17 protein-coding genes are annotated in these 18,966 nt (G+C 72.1%); 7 read left to right on the top strand and 10 right to left on the bottom strand.

The features are described 5' to 3' along the window. Positions 1-56: 56 nt before the first annotated feature. Positions 57-1,097, bottom strand: coding sequence for an NAD(P)-dependent alcohol dehydrogenase (locus AC07DA_RS14500; RefSeq protein ID WP_479127923.1), 1,041 nt, complete (start codon positions 1,095-1,097; stop codon positions 57-59). A 181-nt stretch (positions 1,098-1,278) separates the two neighbouring features. On the opposite strand from AC07DA_RS14500, the gene AC07DA_RS14495 reads away from it, so the two are divergent. Then, entirely contained in the window at positions 1,279-2,187 is a 909-nt protein-coding gene (locus tag AC07DA_RS14495) for a helix-turn-helix domain-containing protein (RefSeq protein WP_479128389.1), read from the top strand. Between the two features lie 63 nt (positions 2,188-2,250). Here AC07DA_RS14495 and AC07DA_RS14490 read toward each other — a convergent pair whose 3' ends face one another. The 3 genes from AC07DA_RS14490 to AC07DA_RS14480 all read right to left on the bottom strand — a co-directional run bounded on the left by AC07DA_RS14490 (position 2,251) and on the right by AC07DA_RS14480 (position 7,741). After that, positions 2,251-5,505 carry a S8 family serine peptidase gene (locus tag AC07DA_RS14490; RefSeq protein ID WP_479128387.1) on the bottom strand — a complete coding sequence of 1,085 codons (3,255 nt, stop codon included), beginning with the start codon at positions 5,503-5,505 and terminating at the stop codon, positions 2,251-2,253. A 389-nt stretch (positions 5,506-5,894) separates the two neighbouring features. Further along, the gene (locus tag AC07DA_RS14485) at positions 5,895-7,145 is read right to left on the bottom strand and encodes a L,D-transpeptidase (protein WP_479127921.1); all 1,251 of its coding nucleotides are present in this window, start codon (positions 7,143-7,145) and stop codon (positions 5,895-5,897) included. A gap of 263 nt (positions 7,146-7,408) precedes the next feature. Continuing rightward, positions 7,409-7,741 carry a hypothetical protein gene (locus AC07DA_RS14480; RefSeq protein ID WP_479127919.1) on the bottom strand — a complete coding sequence of 111 codons (333 nt, stop codon included), beginning with the start codon at positions 7,739-7,741 and terminating at the stop codon, positions 7,409-7,411. Between the two features lie 109 nt (positions 7,742-7,850). Between AC07DA_RS14480 and AC07DA_RS14475 the strand changes: the two genes are divergently transcribed. After that, entirely contained in the window at positions 7,851-8,165 is a 315-nt protein-coding gene (locus tag AC07DA_RS14475; protein ID WP_479127917.1) for a hypothetical protein, read from the top strand. 79 nt (positions 8,166-8,244) lie between these two features. On the opposite strand, the gene hutH is transcribed toward AC07DA_RS14475, so the two are convergent. From hutH to AC07DA_RS14460, 3 genes are all read right to left on the bottom strand, one after another. Continuing rightward, the gene (hutH, locus tag AC07DA_RS14470) at positions 8,245-9,783 is read right to left on the bottom strand and encodes a histidine ammonia-lyase (RefSeq protein ID WP_479128385.1); all 1,539 of its coding nucleotides are present in this window, start codon (positions 9,781-9,783) and stop codon (positions 8,245-8,247) included. Between the two features lie 223 nt (positions 9,784-10,006). Beyond that, positions 10,007-11,155 (bottom strand): GGDEF domain-containing protein, encoded by a 1,149-nt coding sequence (locus AC07DA_RS14465; protein ID WP_479127915.1) that lies wholly within the window; start codon positions 11,153-11,155, stop codon positions 10,007-10,009. A 353-nt stretch (positions 11,156-11,508) separates the two neighbouring features. Then, the gene (locus tag AC07DA_RS14460; protein WP_479127913.1) at positions 11,509-12,309 is read right to left on the bottom strand and encodes an enoyl-CoA hydratase/isomerase family protein; all 801 of its coding nucleotides are present in this window, start codon (positions 12,307-12,309) and stop codon (positions 11,509-11,511) included. A 216-nt stretch (positions 12,310-12,525) separates the two neighbouring features. Here AC07DA_RS14460 and AC07DA_RS14455 point away from each other — a divergent pair, with 216 nt between their 5' ends. Beyond that, positions 12,526-13,224 carry a hypothetical protein gene (locus AC07DA_RS14455; RefSeq protein ID WP_479127911.1) on the top strand — a complete coding sequence of 233 codons (699 nt, stop codon included), beginning with the start codon at positions 12,526-12,528 and terminating at the stop codon, positions 13,222-13,224. Between the two features lie 41 nt (positions 13,225-13,265). On the opposite strand, the gene AC07DA_RS14450 is transcribed toward AC07DA_RS14455, so the two are convergent. Both AC07DA_RS14450 and AC07DA_RS14445 read right to left on the bottom strand, forming a co-directional pair. Beyond that, positions 13,266-14,372, bottom strand: coding sequence for an adenylate/guanylate cyclase domain-containing protein (locus tag AC07DA_RS14450; protein ID WP_479127908.1), 1,107 nt, complete (start codon positions 14,370-14,372; stop codon positions 13,266-13,268). A gap of 246 nt (positions 14,373-14,618) precedes the next feature. Further along, positions 14,619-15,482: a biotin--[acetyl-CoA-carboxylase] ligase gene (locus AC07DA_RS14445; protein WP_479127906.1), complete on the bottom strand. Its 864-nt coding sequence runs from the start codon at positions 15,480-15,482 to the stop codon at positions 14,619-14,621. Positions 15,483-15,592: 110 nt separating this feature from the next. Here AC07DA_RS14445 and AC07DA_RS14440 point away from each other — a divergent pair, with 110 nt between their 5' ends. The 4 genes from AC07DA_RS14440 (at position 15,593) to AC07DA_RS14425 (ending at position 18,314) form a co-directional block, all read left to right on the top strand. Beyond that, a complete protein-coding gene (locus AC07DA_RS14440) occupies positions 15,593-17,197 on the top strand; it encodes an acyl-CoA carboxylase subunit beta (RefSeq protein ID WP_479127904.1) in 1,605 nt (534 codons plus the stop codon). Positions 17,198-17,212: 15 nt separating this feature from the next. Further along, entirely contained in the window at positions 17,213-17,422 is a 210-nt protein-coding gene (locus tag AC07DA_RS14435; RefSeq protein ID WP_479127902.1) for an acyl-CoA carboxylase epsilon subunit, read from the top strand. Between the two features lie 111 nt (positions 17,423-17,533). Next, the gene (gene mmpB / locus AC07DA_RS14430; protein WP_479127900.1) at positions 17,534-17,662 is read left to right on the top strand and encodes a morphogenic membrane protein MmpB; all 129 of its coding nucleotides are present in this window, start codon (positions 17,534-17,536) and stop codon (positions 17,660-17,662) included. Positions 17,663-17,693: 31 nt separating this feature from the next. Continuing rightward, positions 17,694-18,314 carry a Maf family protein gene (locus AC07DA_RS14425; RefSeq protein ID WP_479127898.1) on the top strand — a complete coding sequence of 207 codons (621 nt, stop codon included), beginning with the start codon at positions 17,694-17,696 and terminating at the stop codon, positions 18,312-18,314. Here the strand turns inward: AC07DA_RS14425 and AC07DA_RS14420 are convergent. Beyond that, the gene (locus AC07DA_RS14420; protein ID WP_479127896.1) at positions 18,283-18,708 is read right to left on the bottom strand and encodes a hypothetical protein; all 426 of its coding nucleotides are present in this window, start codon (positions 18,706-18,708) and stop codon (positions 18,283-18,285) included. The genes AC07DA_RS14425 and AC07DA_RS14420 overlap by 32 nt on opposite strands. Positions 18,709-18,966 lie beyond the last annotated feature (258 nt).

Below are 18,966 nucleotides of genomic sequence, written 5' to 3'. Positions count from 1 at the left end.
CGGAGGGCCCCGGCGCGGGTGCGCCGGGGCCCTCCGGGTTGCGGAAGCGCCGGGTCTCAGATCGTGGCGGTGTCGATCACGAACCGGTAGCGCACGTCACTGGCGACGACCCGCTCGTACGCCTCGTTCACCTGGTCGGCGCGGATCAGCTCGATCTCGGCGCCCAGGCCGTGCTCGGCGCAGAAGTCCAGCATCTCCTGGGTCTCCGCGATGCCGCCGATCATCGAACCGGCGAGGGACTTGCCGCCGCCGATCACCGAGAACAGGTTGAGGGAGATCGGCTCCTCGGGGGCGCCGACGTTGGCGAGCGTGCCCTCGGTCTTCAGCAGCGACAGGTAGGCGCCGAAGTCCAGCGGGGCCGAGACCGTGGAGACGATCAGGTCGAAGGTGCCGGCCAGTTCCTCGAAGGTCTTCGGGTCGCTGGTGGCGTAGTAGTGGTCCGCGCCCAGCTTCAGGCCGTCCTCGCGCTTGCGCAGCGACTGCGACAGCACGGTCACCTCGGCGCCGAGCGCGTGCGCGATCTTCACGCCCATGTGGCCGAGGCCGCCCAGACCGACGATCGCGACCTTCTTGCCGGGGCCGGCGCCGAACCGCTTGAGCGGTGAGTAGAGGGTGATGCCGGCGCACAGCAGCGGCGCGGCGACGTCCAGGGACAGTCCGTCGGGGATGCGGACGACGAAGTTCTCGTCGACGACGATCTTCTCCGAGTAACCGCCGTAGGTGGGCTCGCCGTCCTTGCCGATGCCGTTGTACGTCGGGATGTTGCCCTGGACGCAGTACTGCTCGCGGCCCGCCCTGCAGTTCTCGCACTCGCGGCAGGAGTCGACCATGCAGCCGACGCCCACGCGGTCGCCGACGGCGAACCTGGTCACGCCCGCGCCGACCTCGGAGACGACACCGGCGATCTCGTGGCCGGGGACCATCGGGAAGATCGCCTCGCCCCAGCCCTCCTGGGCCTGGTGGATGTCGGAGTGGCAGATGCCGGCGAACTTGATGTCGATCAGGACGTCGTACTCGCCGACCTGGCGGCGTTCGATGGTGGTGCGCTCCAGCGGTGCCTTGGGGGCGGGAGCGGCGTACGCAGCAACAGTGGTCATGCCGGGTTCTCCTAGCGGGGTTGTGCGCCCGGCTGCCTTCTGGATCGTCCGGCCGGGCACGCTCCCCACCGTGCCGGAATGCCGGAACGCCACCCAGACCACGGTTTTGCGTACGCACGGCGTGCGTACCACTGGCGGGGTCAGGCTGCTGTGCGTACGACCGGCGATACTGGAGGGCATGGTGGACGAACAGCCCGAACCCGCACAGACGGCCGGAGGCGGCCTGGACCGGCGCGCCGAGCTCAGCGAGTTCCTGCGCACCCGGCGGGCCCGGCTGAAGCCGGAGGACGTGGGGCTGCCCGACTTCGGGCGGCGGCGGGTGCCGGGGCTGCGCCGGGAGGAGCTGGCGCAGCTGGCCGGGGTGTCCGTGGCGTACTACACGCGGCTGGAGCAGGGCAACGGCCACAACGTCTCGGCGGAGGTGCTGGACGCGATCGCGCGCGCCCTGCGGCTGAGCGACGCCGAGCACGCGCACCTGACGCACCTGGCGAAGCCGAAGCAGCACAAGAAGAAGCCGGTGGCGCGCAGCCAGCAGGTGCGGCCGGCGCTGCGGCACCTGCTGGACTCGATCGACAGCGTCCCGGCGTACGTCGTCGGGCGCCGCTCGCACGTGCTGGCCTGGAACCGGATGGCCGCGGCCCTCTTCGGCGACTGGGCGGAGCTGCCGGCCCAGGAGCGCAACTGGGCGCGGATGATCTTTTTGCGTCCCGAGTACCGCGAGCTGTTCGCCGAGTGGGAGCAGAAGGCGGCCGACATCGTCGGCTACCTGCGCATGGACGCGGGCCGCCACCCGGACGACCCGCAGCTGTCGGCCCTGGTGGGCGAGCTGTCGGTGAAGAGCGAGGAGTTCCGCCGCCTCTGGGCCGCCCACGACGTCAAGGAGAAGAGCTACGGCGTCAAGCGCGTGCGCCACCCCCTGGTCGGCGAGCTGACGCTGTCCTTCGAGACGTTCCGCCTGGTGGACGACGCCGAGCAGTCCCTGATCACGTACCACGCGGAGCCGGGCACCGCCTCGGCGGACGCCCTGCGCCTGCTGGCGAGCTGGGGGGCGGACGCGACGCGGGCGGGGGCCGAGAGCCCGGCCCCGTAGACGCGCGAACGGCCCGCCGGGAGCCGAGGCTCCCGGCGGGCCGTCACGGACGGGCCCTACGGCCTACTTTCCGTAGTACGCGTTGTAGATCGAGATCGTCGACTTGTTGCCCTTCTTGTCGGCGATCTTGGCGTGGAAGGAGACGGCCTTCCCCTTCGCCGGGTTCTTGAAGGACACCTTGCCCTTCTTGACGTCGAGCTTCTTCCAGGTCTTGCCGTAGTCGTACGAGACGTACACCGACAGCGACTTGAGGTTGCTGCCCTTGGCGGCGCCCTCGACGGTGACCGGGACGGTCACCTGCTTGCCGGCCGGGACCTTGCTGTCCAGCCCGGTGGCCGCGTTGAAGCGGGCCGTGGAGGCGGGCAGCTGCTTGAGGTCGGTGACCTTCTTCGAGCGGAACGTCCAGCTGGCGTCGATGCGGGTGGAGGCCGCAGCGACCTTGACGCTGCGCTTGACCGACGTGGTCAGCTTGTACTCGGCGTCACCGGACGGGACCTTGAACGTCTTCTCGCCGAACAGCGGGTCGTCGTTGCTGCCGACCTTCTTGCCGTTGCGGTACAGGGTCGTGGCCGCCGACGTGAACTGCGAGTAGCCCACGTTGCGCTTGCCGTCGGCGAACAGCGGCAGGGAACCGAAGATCTCGTTGCCGTCGCGGAAGATGCCGAAGTCGGCGTCGAGCCGCGGTCCGAAGACGGCCGTGTTGACGGTCTTGGAGTAGCTCTTGCCGGCCGCGTACTTCTCCTGGCCCATCGAGTAGGCGGCCTCGTCGATCGGGAAGCCGTCCGCGTCCACCCCGCCGTACTGGGCGAACTCCATCTGCCACCGCACACCGCCCTGGGCGGACAGGTGGACCGTACGCGTGCCGGGCAGGGTCTGCGCGATGCCGATCGAGGAGGCGCTGGAGCTCCACGGCATCCAGCCCACCGCGTTGAGGGCGCCCTTCTTGCCGCCCGTCGAGGCGCCGAGGCCGACCTTCACGGTGGCCAGCTCGCCGGCCTTGTAGTGCTTGGTGAAACCGGTGGCGAGCTGCTTGACCGGGCCGCCGGCGATGGTGTTGTACTCCTCGCTGGCGCCCTTGCTCCAGTGGCCGTCCCACTGCTGGGTGACCGAACCGTCGGTGATCTGCGGACCGACGTGGGCGCTGCGGATGTCGGCGAAGGAGTCCAGCCACCAGCCGAAGCCGTAGCTGGAGTCACCGGTCGTCACCGTGTAGTCGGCCGAGGCGAACTCCGACTTGGTGCCCTTGGCCGGGACGGTGATGTCCACCTGCTTGGCCTTGCGGGCGTCCAGCGTGACCGTCGTGTCCTTGGTGACATTCAGCTTGGGCTGCGCGAGCCAGTCGACACCCGCGAACTTCTCCGGGTCGTCGCCCACGTAGACGTTGCCGTTGAGGGCGTAGGTGCCCTTGGGGAGCCGCGCGGTGACCGTGCCGTCCGCGTCGTACGGCATGGCCCCCTTGCCCTTGCCGAGGCCCGCGATGCCGGTCAGGTCGGCGCTGTAGTTCTTCGCCGGCTGGCCGTCGCGGTTCAGGACCTTGAGCGTGACGTCGTACGACTCGACCTCGCGCTGCACCGCGGCCGCCGTGCGGACCGTCTGGCCGCCGCCGGTCGCCGTCACGTACGAGGAGTACGCGCCGTCGAGCGTGCCGCCCAGCTTGGTGTTGACGGTGAACGGGACGGAGGCCTTGCCACCGGCCGGGACCGTCACCGAGGTGGCGCCGAGCTTGAAGAAGCCGGCCGGGGCGGCCTGGCCCTTGGGGTTGGTGGCGGTCGACGTCAGCTTCAGCGTGACGTCCTTCGTACCGAGGTTGCGGTACGTCAGCTGCTTGGTGACCGGCTTGTCGTCGGTGTGCGGCCACTGCTGGATACCGAAGCTCACCGACACGGGCTCGGCGATGACGGTCTGCTTGACGGCCTTGTCGACCTGGATGCGGCCCGAACCCTGCTGGAACGGCGTGTACTTCCCGCCCTTGGTGGAGCCGGTGAGGGCGCCCTTGAGCTCGGGGTACTTCCAGTCGGGGTGCTGCTGCTTCAGGATCGCCGCCGCGCCCGCGACGTGCGGGGTCGCCATCGACGTACCGGAGATGGTCATGTAGCCGGCCGGCTTCTCACCGACGTCCTGGGCTATCAGGTTGCCCGGGGCGGAGGCCGCGGTGATGTCCACGCCCGGCGCGGTCACGTCGGGCTTGAGGGCGCCGTCCGTGCCGGGGCCGCGGCTGGAGAAGTCCGCCAGGACGTCCTTGTGGTCGACCGCGCCGACGGTCAGGGCCGCGGCGGCGCTGCCCGGGGAGCCGACGGTCTGCTCGCCGAAGTCGCCCTCGTTGCCGGCGGCGATGGCGAACAGGACGCCCTTCTCCTCGGAGAGCTTGTTCACCGCCGCTTCCATCGGGTCGATCGCGGGCGTGTCCATGCCGCCGAGGCTCATGTTGATGACGTCGGCGCCCTGCGCGGCGGCCCACTCCATGCCGGCGACGATCTCGGAGTCGTTGCCGTATCCGTTGTCGTCGAGCACCTTGCCGTTGAGGATCTTCGCGCCGGGCGCGACGCCCTTGTACTTGCCGCCGGACCTCTTGCCGGTGCCGGCCGCGATGGAGGCGACATGCGTGCCGTGGCCGACCTTGTCGGTGGTGTCGGGCGCGGCGGAGAAGTTCTTGTCGGCGACGACCTGGCCCTTGAGGTCGGCGTGCGTGCCGTCGACACCGGTGTCCAGGACGGCGATCTTGACGCCCTTGCCGTCGTAGCCGGCGGCCCAGGCCTTGGGGGCGCCGATCTGCGGGACGGACTTGTCGAGGGTGGCCTTGCGGACACCGTCGAGCCAGACGTGCGCGATGCCGGAGGCGGTCTTGTCGCCGTTGGTGACGGCGTCCCAGAGCTCGGGGGTCTCCCCCTGCGGCGTCTGGACCGCGTCGGCGTTCAGGGTCTTCAGCGTGTGGCGCAGGGTGCCCGCGTCACGGACCTCGGCCCTCGTGGCCGCGGCGCTGCCCTGGTAGCCGACGATGACCTTCAGGCCCTTCTTCTGGGCCTTGCGGGTCGTGGCCTTGTTGAGCTCGGTGACGTCGAAGAGACGCTGGTCGAGCTTGCCCGAGGCGACGAGACGGGCCGCGTCGGCCGGGATCACGAGGGTGTGTCCGTCGATCTTGCGGACCTGGACGGGTATGTTTTCACGGCCCTTGGCCCGCTCCAGGCCGACCACGCGGCCCTTGGCGTCCAGGGAGACCCGGTCACCGGTGATCAGCGTGATGTGGTGCTTGGCGGTGAGCGAGGCCCGCTTGGAGGCGGCGGCCGTCCGCTCGCCGTCGGCCGACGCCGGGCTGGTCATGCCCGCCGCGAGGGCCACGGCTGCCGCTGTGGCGACCGTGGCCGCGCACGCCCTTTTCACTTGTCTGCGCAAGTTTCCCCCTTGCAGAAGTACCGGGCGAATTCCCCGTTCACCCGGCCGGGGGTGGTCTCGTACGCATGCGCGTACACCCCCCGGGAACAGGCAGTATGCCGAGGGGTGATCAGGCACTCAATAGATGAGAAGCGAGGAGGAAATCCGTCGGCCGACTGTTACACAGCCGCCGGAAACCCGTTACAGAGTCGGGGCGTTACGCACGCGTGTTCTCCTTGACGGAGATGGGGGGATGAGAAGCGGCCGGGAAAGCCGAAGCCGCCGCCCGCCCCCGGAAGAGGGGCGGACGGCGGCTTCCGCGCGTGCGCTGCCGGCCGTCAGACTGCCGAACCGGCCTTCCAGTCGGCCCAGTTCATGTTCCAGCCGTTGAGGCCGTTGTCCGGTGCGATGGTCTTGTCGCCGGTGTTCTGGACGACGACCACGTCACCGATCATCGAGTTGTTGAAGAACCACGCGCCCGGCGTGTTCGGATCGTTCGCACCCTTGGCGTCCTGGAGGCCGACGCAGCCGTGGCTGGTGTTCACATTGCCGAAGATGGACTTGGCACCCCAGTAGTTGCCGTGGATGAAGGTGCCGGAGGTGGACAGGCGCATGGCGTGCGGCACGTCCTTGATGTCGTACTCGCCCTTGCCGTCGTCGTCCGTGAAGCCCACGGTCGCGCCGTTCATCCGGGTCTCCTTGAACTTCTCGGAGATCACCATGCGGCCCTCGTAGGTCTTGTTCTCGGGAGCGCCGGCCGAGATCGGGATCGTCCGGACGACCTTGCCGTCCTGCGTGACCTTCATCTGCTTGGTCTTGGCGTCGACGTAGGAGATCTGGTTGCGGCCGATCTTGAAGGTGACCGTCTTCTGCTGGACGCCGTAGACGCCCTCGGCGCCCTCGACACCGTCGAGCGCGAGCTTCAGCGTGACGGTGGAGCCTTCCTTCCAGTAGTCCTCGGGCCGGCAGTCCATGCGGTTGGCGTTGAACCAGTGGCAGGCGACCTCCTGGCCGCTGGTCGTGCTGACCGTGACGCCCTTCTGGACCGCGGCCTTGTTGGTGATCGCCTTGTCGAAGTTGATCGAGACCGGCATGCCGACGCCGACGGTGGTGCCGTCGTCCGGGGTGAAGTTGCCGATGAAGCTGTTGGCCGGGGAGACCGTGGTGAAGGAGGCGTTCTCGTGGGCGACGCGCCCGTCGGAGTCCTCGGCCTCCGCCGCCAGCTTGTAGGTGGTGGACCGCTCGAGCTGCGTGCTGGGCTTCCAGCTCTTCTTGTCGGCGGATATCTGGCCGCTCACCTCGGTGCCGTCGGCCGTCGTCATCTTCACGTTCGTGAGCGTGCCCTTGCTCACGGTGACGGTGGCGGAGTTGTTGATCGAGGCGTTGTTCGAGCCGTCCTTGGGCGTGATCTTGATCTGGGCCTCGGAGGTCTTCTTGGCCGCGGCCTCGTCGACCTTCGACTGGGAGCTGTCGCCGCCGTCGCTGCCCGAGGCGCTGTCGTCGCCGCCGGAACAGGCCGAGAGCACCAGCACTCCGCCGAGCAGTGCGGACGCGACCGTCAGGCCCTTGCGCCGCTTACTGACCGTCATCACACGCTTCTCCATCGTTGCCGATTTCCCCAAAACCCCGAGTCCCCCGTCACCAACCAAGTGCCCCCGTCGGGACTCGCGAGTCCCCGTCGAGAACTTTCAACGCTACGACCGGTTCGTCCGGTTCCCCAGGTGGCGCAGGTGTGGGGATCACCACGTCCGTGACGGACGGTGCCGGGCGATACGGGTGTGGCCGTGCGCCGCTTCGGACGCGAGGACCCCGGGCGGCGGTTGCCGCCCGGGGTCACGAGGTTCCCGCGCGGTCAACCGTCGCTGTCGTCGTCGCCATCATCCTCGTCGAGGTCCCAGTCCGGCGAATCGGGGTCGTAGTCGATCCGTTCGCTGCTCCAGGAGGCCTGCTGCAGCTCGACCCCGGGCACCTCACTGACCAGGTCGAACGGGTCGACGAGATAGGCGAGGGCCTCGGCGGTGTCTTCCGTCACAGCGCTCTCGGCGTGGGCGCGTTCCGCTTCCGGCATCGCGGCGTCGGTGGAGATCCGGCCCAGCGCCGACTTGGTGACCGCGTCGGGGTCCTCGATCTCGACGACGAGCTCCACCCGAAGCCGGACAAAACGTGATGTCTCTGGAGTGCTCATGGCGGGAGCGTACGGCCAAGACCGCCCGTGACTTTCCCGTGACCCGCGCCTTTCACTAACATCGCCCCACACGGCCAATTCGCCGACGTCACAAGGGGATCGATATTCCGTGTCATCCGCTCGCCGTCCGTTGCTGACCGCCACCGCAGCGGCGACCCTGCTGGGCGCCCTGTGGTTCGTCCCGTCCGCCAACGCGACGTCGGACTCCCCGGTGAGAGACGCGGTCTCGACCAACCCGTCGCCGCAGGTCACGGAGCAGGCGCGGATCGCGGCCACGACCGCGGACGCCTCCGTCCCGGGGACCCGCCTCGCGGACACCGGAAGCTTCGACAGCACGCCGTACGTGATCGGCGGGACCTTCTGCCTCACACTGGGCGCCGGGTTCGTCGTGTACTCGGTCCGCCGGGAACGCCTCGGTCTCTGACCGCACTTGAGCCGCCGGCGACGGGCACGGCCGAGGGGCCCCGCCGGACGGCGGGGCCCCTCCGCTTCCCGACGGCTGGTTACTGGAGCGGCCCGGTGACCGACTCCACCGCCGCGAGCAGCCGCCCGTCGCGCACGAACGCGTCCGCCGCGGCCAGATCGGGCGCGAGGTACCGGTCCGGGCCGGGGCCCTGGACGCCCGCCTCCCGCACGGCGTCGATGACCGCCTGCGTCGCGGGCGCCGGGGTCAGCCCCTCGCGCAGCTGGATCGCGCGGGTGGCGGCGTACAGTTCGACGGCGAGGACCCGGGTGAGGTTGTCCACGGCCGTGCGCAGCTTGCGCGCCGCCGACCAGCCCATCGAGACGTGGTCCTCCTGCATGGCGGAGGACGGGATCGAGTCGGCCGACGCCGGTACGGCGAGCCGCTTCAGCTCACTCACCAGCGCGGCCTGTGTGTACTGAGCGATCATCAGACCCGAGTCCACACCGGCGTCGTCGGCGAGGAAGGGCGGCAGTCCGTGGCTGCGGTTCTTGTCGAGCAGCCGGTCGGTGCGCCGCTCGGCGATGGAGCCGAGGTCGGCGGCGGCGATGGCGAGGAAGTCCAGCACGTAGGCGACGGGCGCCCCGTGGAAGTTGCCGTTGGACTCCACCCGCCCGTCGGGCAGGACCACCGGATTGTCCACCGCCGAGGCCAGTTCGCGGTCGGCGACCAGCCGGGCGTGGGCCATGGTGTCGCGCCCGGCCCCGGCGACCTGCGGGGCGCAGCGCACCGAGTAGGCGTCCTGGACCCGCGGGGCGTCGTCCTGGTGATGGCCGGTCAGACCCGAGCCCTTCAGCACGGCCAGCATGTTGGCGGCGCTGGCGGCCTGGCCCGGGTGCGGCCGGATGGCGTGCAGCTCGGGAGCGAGGACCTTGTCGGTGCCGAGCAGGGCCTCCAGGGACAGGGCGGCCGTGACGTCGGCGGAGCGGTAGAGCGTCTCCAGGTCGGCGAGGGCCATGACCAGCATGCCGAGCATGCCGTCGGTGCCGTTGAGGAGGGCGAGGCCCTCCTTCTCGCGCAGTTCGACCGGCTGGATGCCGTGCGCGGCGAGCAGTTCGGCGGCCGGGCGCACGGTGCCGTCGGGGCCCTCGGCGTCGCCTTCGCCCATGAGCGCGAGCGCGCAGTGGGACAGCGGGGCGAGGTCGCCCGAGCAGCCGAGGGAGCCGTACTCGTGCACGACCGGGGTGATCCGGGCGTTGAGCAGGTCGGCCATGGTCTGCGCGACCTCGGGGCGCACGCCGGTGTGCCCCGAGCAGACGGTCTTCAGCCGCAGGAACATCAGGGCGCGCACGACCTCGCGCTCGACCCGGGGGCCCATGCCGGCGGCGTGCGAGCGGACGATGTTGCGCTGGAGCTGGGCGCGCAGCCCGGGGCTGATGTGCCGGGTCGCCAGGGCGCCGAAGCCGGTGCTGACGCCGTACACGGGGTCCGGCTTGGCCGCCAGCGCGTCCACGATCTCGCGGGCCGCCGCGAGGGCGGACACGGCCTCCTCCGAGAGTGCGACGCGGGCACCACCGCGCGCCACGGCGAGCACGTCGGACGCGGTCACCCCGGACGTCCCCACCACCACAGTGTGCATATCCATATTCAGGAGCGTACGCAGTGAATTCCCCAATGTCACCACTGGGGACGGGGTTCGCCCCTTACCGGTCCGTCACACCTCGGGGGGACGCGGGGCGCGGGAGAGCGGGGCCGCAAGACCGCAAGGGCCGGGGCCCCGACACCGCGCCGGCCTCGGACCACGAGCCGCGAGGCCGGAGGGGCCGGAGGGGCCGTGGGGCCCCAGGACCGCCGCGGTCGCGTCAGGGTGCGTGTCGGCCGCGGAAACGACGGCGCTCGCCGCCCGCCTCCTGGGACGGCTCGTCCGCGAGCCGCATCACGGGGTCGTCGGGTCCGGCCCGGCCGGCGACGACCGGACGGCCCGCCCGCTCGGCCTTGGCCCGGTACTGCGCGGCGTCGGCGAGCCGGAAGAGCCGGCGGGCCGAGCGTACGGTCCCGATCGGATCCTCGGTGGAGGCGACCCCGCAGGCCACACCGTCCCCGAGCTCCAACTCAGCGGCCCTGCGGCACAGTTCACCGGCCGCCTTCACGACCTGGTCCGCGGGCGGCCCGACCGCCAGCAGGCAGAACTCGTCCCCGCCGAGCCGCGCCGCGAGCGCCCCCGGCAGCATCGCCCCGCACAGCGACAACACCGAGCCGAACCGCTCCAGGAGCCGGTCGCCGGCCGCGTGCCCGTGGGTGTCGTTGACCCGCTTGAGCCCGTTCAGATCGCAGACGACGAGGCTGACGACGGCGCCGTCCCTGCGGTGCCGTTCGATGGCCTGTTCCAGGCGTACGTCGACGGCACGGCGGTTGGCGAGACCGGTGAGGGAGTCGGTGAAGGCGAGCCGCCGGGCCTCCTCCAGACGCTCGGTCTGGGCGATGCCCGCGGCCACGACGGAGGCCAGGACGGTGGCGAAGTCGGCGTCGGCCCGCCCGAAGACCGGCTCACCGGCCGGGCGGGCCACATACAGCTCCCCCCACGCCCTGCCGTGCAGCACGATCGGCGCGACGACACAGCAGCCGCGGCCCCGGCGGCGCAGGGCGGCGACCCGCTGGTGGCAGTAACCGGGCCGCCCGGCGGCGAGCCCCTCGGCGGTCTCCACCCAGGCGTCGGGTTCTCCACCGCCGGCCCACTGCTCGTGCAGGAACTCGGTGATCTCGGCGAACTGGTGCACCGGGTAGGCCTCGTCCTCCGGGAACTCCTCCTCGCCCTCGGCCAGCTCACCGACGTTCACGAGGACCTTCAGCCGCCCGAGCTCCCGCTCCCACACCGACAGCGCGGCGAAGCTGCCGCCCAGCGCCCGGCACGCCCCCGAAGCCGCCGCACGCCACGCCTCACGCAAGCCGTGCGCGGCCGCCATCCCCTGAGCCAACGCGACGACGGCAGCCAGCCGTCTGTCCTCACCCATCACCCCAGGCTAGGGAGTTTTCGGCCAAACCGTTCTGTTGACGGGGCGAACGGGGAGGGCGAGGGTTCACACGAGACGGACGGTGTTCACAGGCACCGGCCCCCACCCCCGACGGCCCCTCTCGAACCCTCCCCACCGCGCCCCCGACGGCCCCTCTCCGACCCTCCCCACCGCGCCCCGGACGGCCCCTCTCGAACCCTCCCCACCGCGCCCCGGACGGCCCCTCTCGAACCCTCCCCACCGCGCCCCGGACGGCTCCTCTCACGCACCTCTCCAGGCACTCCCCGCCGCCGCGGCGCCCCGCCGCCCCGCCACCCCGGCGGCGACGCTGCCGCTCGGCCCTTCGCGCGCTCCTACTCCCCGGGCCACTCCGGCTTGCGCCGCTCGTTGAACGCGGCGACGCCCTCCGCCCGGTCCCCGGAGAACGCCGTCGCCCGCCAGGCCGCGTCCTCGACCTCGAGCCCGGCCCGCAGGTCCAGCCCCTGCCCCAGACGCAGCGCCCGCTTCGCCGCCCGCAGCCCCACCGGCGAGTTCCCGGCGATCCGGGTGGCCAGCGCCAGCGCCTCCTCCCGGTCCCGGCCCTCCTCCACCACCTGGTCGACCAGCCCCAACTGCCCGGCCTCGGCGGCCTCCACCCGCCGCGCCGAGAAGATCAGCTCGGCCGCCCGGGCGGCCCCCACCCGCCGCGGCAGCAGCTGCGTCCCGCCGCCCCCGGGGATGACCCCGACCGACACCTCCGGCAGTCCCACCACCGCGGTCCGGTCCGCCACGATCACGTCGCACGCCAGCGCCAGCTCGAACCCGCCGCCCAGCGCGAACCCGTGCACCGCCGCCACCGTCGGCACCGGCAGCTCCAGCACCCCGGTGTACGCACCGCGCGTCACGGGCCGCTGCCGGAGCAGGTCCGCGTCGCTGAACGAGTTCCGCTCCTTCAGGTCGGCCCCCACGCAGAAGGCCCGCTCGTGCGTCGAGGTGAGGACGACCGCCCGCACGTCCCGGTCCTCCCCCAGCGCCGCGCACGCGCCGGAGACCGACCGCGCCATCTCGGTCGACACCGCGTTCATGGCCTTGGGGCGGTCCAGGACGAGCTCCGCGACATGTCCCCGCTCGTGCCGCCGCACCAGCACGAACTCCCCGAACCGTTCCTCACTCATGACACCCTCCGGTTAACGCGGGTTAACAAGAACCGACGCTCAGATCATCGCAGCCGCGCCCCGGGGGGAAAAGGGCGGACGCGGCCGGTTCCCCCATCCCATCCCGCCCACCCGTTCGAGTGACATCCGCCCAACTCGTCCCCCAACACCCAAGAGAGCGCATAACGTGCGTCCGCTACGGCGCACAGGGGGCGCGTGCGCATCGGGGAGGGAACCATGAGGACGACGAACACCGCGGCGAAGCCGCAGCAGGGCACCGGAGCCGTACGGCCCCGCCGGCCGGAGCCCGCCGCGCCCCGCGAGGCGTCCCCGGCGGGGCCCGGCCCCCTGGCCCCTCGCCCCCGCGGCCGGCACCGCAAGCCCCGCCCACGCAAGGTCCTGCTCGCCGCCGGTGGCCTCGCCCTGGCGGCGGGCGCCCTGAGCCTCGTACGCCTGACCTCGGGCACCGGCTCGGACGGCGGGGCCACCGTCGGGGCCGAGTCCCGCCCGGACCCGGTGGTCTCCGGCAGGGACGAGACCCCCGGCACGGCGGCGGTCCTCCCGACCGCGCCCGAGGCGAGCCCCTCGTCGCCCACCGCCCTCGGCGGCCTCACCCCGTCACCGGTCACCGGCGAGGCGCGACCCGCCCCGTCCGCGCCGGGCACCGGCTCCGGCCGGACCCCGGACCGGCCCCCGGCCGCCGGGCCCGGCACCACGCCCCTTCCCGACCGGCCGAACGCCTCGGCCCCGCCGCCCCGCGGCGACACCCCGCGCCCGGCCCCGACCGCGCCGGCACCGCCCAGCCGGAGCGCCCCCACCGCGGCACCGGCGCCGGAGCAGCCCGACAAGCCCGACGAGCCGAAGCAGCCGCGGGACCCGGACATGTGCGTGCCGATCATCGGCCTGTGCGTGGACGCACCGGTCGACCGCCGCTGACGACCCGCCGAGGCCCCCGCGAGCGGTTACGGCGCGAGCGGCTACGGCGTCGTGTCGCGCCGCGTGAGCAGCCAGGGCTCCACGACGCCCAGCCCGCGCACCGGCCGCTGCCACATCGGCTGCAGCGCGAACCGGTAGACGGGCGGCTCCTCGCCCTCCTTCTCCGCCGCCGCGGCCTCCTCGGCCGCCTCCGCCTCGGAGGCCGGGGCGTCCTGCGTGCGGATCAGCTCCTCGGCGAACGCGGTGTCGACGAGGACGGCGTCCTTCGGAGCTATCGAGGTGAGCCGGGAGGCCAGGTTCACGGTCGTGCCGAAGACATCGCCCATCCGGGTGGTCACCGTGCCGAACGCCATGCCGACGCGCAGCTCCGGCATGGTCTCGTCGTGGGCCATGGTCTCGATCAGCCGCAGCGCGATCTCGGCGGCCGTGCCGGCGTCGTCGGCGGCGTACAGCACCTCGTCGCCGAGGGTCTTGATCAGCCGTCCGCCGTTGGCGGCCACCAGGTCGGCGGCCGTGGTCTCGAAGGCCTCGACCAGCTCGCCGAGCTCCTCCTCCTCCATCCGGCGGGTCAGCCGCGTGAATCCGACCAGGTCGGCGAAGCCGACGGCGAGCCGCCGGTCGACCATCTCCTCGTCGTCGGCGGCCTGGACCACCCGGCCGGCCGAGGCCGCGAGCTGGCGGCGCCAGACGTAGACCAGGAACTCCTCCAGCTCGGGCAGGAGCAGCTCGACGATCGGGTACGTCACCTCGGTGCGCGTCATGCCCGGCTCGGGCGGCTCGGTCAGGCCCTCCAGGAAGGAGTCGATCTGCCACTCGGCGAGCCGCGCGGTGGTCTGCCCGGTGGAGCGGGCCACCTGGACGGCCATCGCCTCGCTCAGCAGCCCGGCCTCGACGAGACCGGCCAGGCGCCGCAGGGCGAGCACGTCCGCTTCCGTGAGGGCCTTGGCCTGCCCGATGTCGGCGAAGCCCATCGCCCGCCAGAAGCGGGAGGCCAGTTCCATGGAGACGCCGGCGCTGCGGGCCGCCTGGAACGGGGTGTAGCGGCGCTCGGCGCCCAGGATGAGCTGTTCCAGCCGCAGGGCGAGCGGATCCTCGCCGGGGTCGGCGCCCTGCGCGTCCGTGCCGGAGCCCGAGTCGTCGACGGTCACGCGTGCTGCCCTTCCGATCTGTCACGGTCATGTATCGACCGGCCTCAACTCTACGGCAGGTGTGCGCCAGCTCACTCCGTCAGGTCCGGCCGGGGGTGGGGTGCCGCGCCTCGTCCGGGTGTACGGCGTTTCCCCACCGCCCCCGGGGGGATCCGCCCCACCCTTCGGCCCCCGGTCGGCCCGAACGGTCTCGTCCGCCCTCGCCGGACGGGGCGGGGCCGGGCGGGGGCGGGGTCCCGCCCCGGCTCACGCCGGCCGCACGTGCACGATGTCCCCGGCGCCCACCGGCTCCTGCACCCCTTCCCCCGTCGCCAGCACCAACCGCCCGTCGCCGTCGACGGCCACCGCTTCCCCCACCACGGCCCGGTCCCCCGGCAGCTCCGCCCGCACGACCCTCCCGAGCGTCGCGCACCCCGCCGCATACGCCTCCTGCAGACCGCTCACCCCCGGGTCGCCCTCCGCCGCACGCCACTTCCCGTACCACTCCTCCAGGGATCGAAGCACCCCGCGCAGCAGCGGGTCCCGGTCCGTGCTGACGGCACCGGCCAGCGCCAGCGACCCCGCCGTCGGCACCGGCAGCTCGTCCGCCCGGAGCGTGACGTTGATGCCGACCCCCATGACGACCCCGTCACCGGCCCGCTCGGCGAGGATCCCGCCGGCCTTGCGCTCCTCTCCCCCGACGGTGACCAGCAGGTCGTTCGGCCACTTCAGCGCCGTGTCGACGCCCGCCGCCCGCGCCAGTCCCGCCGCGACGGCCACCCCCGTGAGCAGCGGCAGCCACCCCCACCGCGCCACCGGCACCTCGCCGGGCGTGAGCAGGACCGAGAAGAAGAGGCCGGAGCGCGGCGGCGCGGTCCACTGCCGGTCGAGGCGGCCGCGCCCGGCCGTCTGCTCCTCGGCGACCAGCACGGCCCCTTCCACGGCCTCGCCCCCGGCCGCCCGGGCCACCAGGTCGGAGTTGGTCGAGCCGGTGCGCTGGACGACGTCCACCCGTGACCACAGCCCTCCCTCCCGCACCAGGCCCCGGCGCAGGGCGGTGACGTTCAGGGGCGGCCGGTCCAGGTCGGACCAGCGGCTCCCGTTCGGCTCTGATGCATCTCGCGGCGTCATGCAAGCCACCCTAGGTGTGGTAAACGCCGCACTGCCGATGTGGAGGGCCCCCACTACTCTACGGATGAGTAACCGTCCCCCCTTTTGAGCAGGCAGGGAGCCGCATCCCGATGTCCGAGCCGGAAGAGCAGCAGCAGCCTGACATTCACACGACCGCGGGCAAACTCGCGGATCTCAAGCGCCGCATCGACGAGGCGACGCACGCCGGCTCCGCACGCGCCGTGGAGAAGCAGCACGCCAAGGGCAAGCTGACGGCCCGTGAGCGGATCGAGCTCCTGCTCGACGAGGGCTCGTTCGTCGAGCTCGACGAGTTCGCCCGGCACCGCTCCACCAACTTCGGCCTCGACAAGAACCGCCCGTACGGCGACGGCGTCGTCACCGGGTACGGCACCGTCGACGGCCGCCCGGTCGCCGTGTTCTCGCAGGACTTCACCGTCTTCGGCGGAGCGCTGGGCGAGGTCTACGGGCAGAAGATCGTCAAGGTCATGGACTTCGCGCTGAAGACCGGCTGCCCGGTCATCGGCATCAACGACTCCGGCGGCGCCCGCATCCAGGAGGGCGTCGCCTCCCTCGGCGCCTACGGCGAGATCTTCCGCCGCAACACCCACGCCTCCGGTGTCATCCCGCAGATCAGCCTGGTCGTCGGGCCGTGCGCGGGCGGCGCGGTCTACTCCCCGGCCATCACCGACTTCACGGTCATGGTCGACCAGACCTCGCACATGTTCATCACCGGCCCCGACGTCATCAAGACCGTCACCGGCGAGGACGTCGGCTTCGAGGAGCTGGGCGGCGCCCGCACGCACAACGCGACCTCCGGCGTGGCCCACCACATGGCCGGGGACGAGAAGGACGCCATCGAGTACGTCAAGCAGCTGCTGTCGTACCTGCCGTCCAACAACCTCTCCGAGCCGCCCTCCTTCCCCGAGGAGGCGGACCTGGAGGTCACGGACGAGGACCGCGAGCTGGACGCGATCGTCCCGGACAGCGCGAACCAGCCGTACGACATGCACGCGGTGATCGAGCACGTCCTGGACGACGCCGAGTTCTTCGAGACGCAGCCGCTGTACGCGCCGAACATCGTCACCGGCTTCGGCCGGGTCGAGGGCCGCCCGGTCGGCGTGGTCGCCAACCAGCCGATGCAGTTCGCCGGGTGCCTGGACATCAAGGCCAGCGAGAAGGCGGCCCGCTTCGTGCGGACCTGCGACGCCTTCAACGTCCCGGTGCTCACCTTCGTCGACGTCCCCGGGTTCCTGCCCGGCGTCGACCAGGAGCACGACGGCATCATCCGCCGCGGCGCCAAGCTGATCTACGCCTACGCCGAGGCGACCGTCCCGCTCATCACGGTCATCACCCGCAAGGCCTTCGGCGGCGCCTACGACGTCATGGGCTCCAAGCACCTCGGCGCGGACCTCAACCTCGCCTGGCCCACCGCCCAGATCGCCGTCATGGGCGCCCAGGGAGCGGTCAACATCCTGCACCGCCGCACCCTCGCGGAGGCCGAGGCGGCCGGCGAGGACCTGGAGGCGGTGCGCGCCCGGCTGATCCAGGAGTACGAGGACACCCTCCTCAACCCCTACGTCGCCGCCGAGCGCGGTTACGTCGACGCGGTGATCCTGCCGTCCGAGACACGCCGGCACGTCGTACGGGGCCTGCGTCAACTGCGTACGAAGCGGGAATCCCTGCCTCCGAAGAAGCACGGCAACATCCCCCTCTAGCCACCAGGAGCCCATATGACGATCAAGGTCGTACGGGGCAACCCGACCCCGGAGGAGCTGGCCGCCGCCCTGGCGGTGGTCAGGGCCCGCGCCGCGGCGGCGGCCGCCACGCCGCCCGGCGCGCCGGCGCCCCGCGACTCCTGGTCCGACCCGTCCCGCATCGCCGCCCACCGCCTGCCCCAGCCGGGGCCGTCGGCCTGGGGCCGTACGTACTGGCCGGACTAGGGCTCCCGCCCCCAGGGGCGCGGGGGCCCGCGCGCGGCGGAGCCACGCGGGGCGCCGAATTTGAGTACCCCTACTCAGGCGCCCCGCCCCGCCGAGCCGCACGCTGGACTCATGCTGTGGTCCGACCCCGAGAACGAACCGCCCCAGGAACTGCGGGACACGCAGGGCATGCTGCGGCGGCTGAGCGTTCTCCTGGCCCTGGCCATGGTGCTGGCGATGCTCGTGATCGGCGTGAGGTGAGGGAGCGCGGCGGCGCCGATACGCTGAACGCATGACAGACCAGCCGCGCCGCCGACTCGTGCTCGCCTCCCAGTCCCCCGCCCGGCTCGGCCTGCTCCGCCAGGCCGGCCTCGCCCCCGAGGTGATCGTGAGCGGGGTCGACGAGGACGCCGTCACCGCCCCCACCCCCGCCGACCTGGCGCTCGCCCTCGCCGAGGCGAAGGCCTCCGTCGTCGCGGCCCGGCCGGACGTCAAGGGCGCGCTGGTGATCGGCTGCGACTCCGTGCTCGACCTGGACGGCCGGGCCCTGGGCAAGCCCGCCGACGCCGAGGAGGCCACCGCCCGCTGGAAGGCGATGCGCGGCCGCGCCGGCACCCTGCAGACCGGCCACTGCCTCTACGACACGCTCACCGGCCGGTACGTCTCCGCCACCGCGTCCACCGTCGTCCACTTCGGCGAGCCCACCGACGAGGAGATCGCCGCCTACGTGGCCTCCGGCGAACCCCTCCACGTCGCCGGGGCCTTCACCCTGGACGGCCGCTCGGCCCCGTTCATCGACGGCATCGACGGCGACCACGGCAACGTCATCGGCATCAGCCTGCCCCTGGTCCGCCGGCTGCTGGCCGAACTGGGCGTCGGCATCACGGAGTTGTGGGCGCCGGCGGAGAGGTGAGCGCCGGCCGGTCGTGGGTCATCAGCAGCAGCACGATCAGGGCGAGCACCAGCACCATGGACAGGAACGCCGGCCAGCCGACGAGCCCCCAGGCGAAGGCGCCCAGCAGGGCGTGCACCACCGCCGCGCTGACCAGCAGCACGCGCCCGGACCCCGCCGGGGGCCGGTCGCGCAGCGCCACGAGCAGGGCGACCAGGCCGCACAGCGCGAAGTAGAGGCCGAAGACGATCCCGGCGGCCTTCGACGACACCGCCATCATGTGCGGGTCGAGTCCGGCCAGTGACATGTCCTGCCGGTCGACGACGACCCCCAGGAACCAGTTGAGCGCCGCGACGCCGAACGCCTCGGCGAACAGCACCACCGCCACGACCCACGCCACCGGCCTGCGCACCACCGCGCCCACCTTCCTCCGTCCGAGACACCGGGAACGCTACTAACCGGTAAACCCCGGGACAAGGGCCCGGTGGCGGGCAAAGAATCATTGGGCCATTCGTAGGGACTCCACAAAGAAACAGAGTGGCCCGCAGCACGTGATGACAGAGACCTTGACCACAGCGGCGGGCTAGGGTTTGCCGGAGGAGTACTGCGTACCGCGGTGCGACAAGGGATTTCGCGGGTCGAGCGAGCCTCGCATCACGCTCCGTGTGGGCAA

It is taken from the genome of Streptomyces sp. NPDC044921 (assembly GCF_056432865.1).
This window is presented reverse-complemented; position numbering and strand designations above follow the sequence as displayed.

What these genes read in the sequence shown, in the direction of transcription:
- AC07DA_RS14425 (WP_479127898.1), top strand. Translation starts at nt 17,694, where the DNA reads ATGACAGACCAGCCGCGCCGCCGACTCGTGCTCGCCTCCCAGTCCCCC.
- AC07DA_RS14490 (WP_479128387.1), bottom strand. Translation starts at nt 5,505, where the DNA reads ATGACCAGCCCGGCGTCGGCCGACGGCGAGCGGACGGCCGCCGCCTCC.
- AC07DA_RS14440 (WP_479127904.1), top strand. Translation starts at nt 15,593, where the DNA reads ATGTCCGAGCCGGAAGAGCAGCAGCAGCCTGACATTCACACGACCGCG.
- AC07DA_RS14445 (WP_479127906.1), bottom strand. Translation starts at nt 15,482, where the DNA reads ATGACGCCGCGAGATGCATCAGAGCCGAACGGGAGCCGCTGGTCCGAC.
- AC07DA_RS14480 (WP_479127919.1), bottom strand. Translation starts at nt 7,741, where the DNA reads ATGAGCACTCCAGAGACATCACGTTTTGTCCGGCTTCGGGTGGAGCTC.
- AC07DA_RS14500 (WP_479127923.1), bottom strand. Translation starts at nt 1,097, where the DNA reads ATGACCACTGTTGCTGCGTACGCCGCTCCCGCCCCCAAGGCACCGCTG.
- AC07DA_RS14485 (WP_479127921.1), bottom strand. Translation starts at nt 7,145, where the DNA reads ATGACGGTCAGTAAGCGGCGCAAGGGCCTGACGGTCGCGTCCGCACTG.
- AC07DA_RS14465 (WP_479127915.1), bottom strand. Translation starts at nt 11,155, where the DNA reads ATGGGTGAGGACAGACGGCTGGCTGCCGTCGTCGCGTTGGCTCAGGGG.
- mmpB (WP_479127900.1), top strand. Translation starts at nt 17,534, where the DNA reads ATGCTGTGGTCCGACCCCGAGAACGAACCGCCCCAGGAACTGCGGGAC.
- AC07DA_RS14455 (WP_479127911.1), top strand. Translation starts at nt 12,526, where the DNA reads ATGAGGACGACGAACACCGCGGCGAAGCCGCAGCAGGGCACCGGAGCC.
- hutH (WP_479128385.1), bottom strand. Translation starts at nt 9,783, where the DNA reads ATGCACACTGTGGTGGTGGGGACGTCCGGGGTGACCGCGTCCGACGTG.
- AC07DA_RS14460 (WP_479127913.1), bottom strand. Translation starts at nt 12,309, where the DNA reads ATGAGTGAGGAACGGTTCGGGGAGTTCGTGCTGGTGCGGCGGCACGAG.
- AC07DA_RS14435 (WP_479127902.1), top strand. Translation starts at nt 17,213, where the DNA reads ATGACGATCAAGGTCGTACGGGGCAACCCGACCCCGGAGGAGCTGGCC.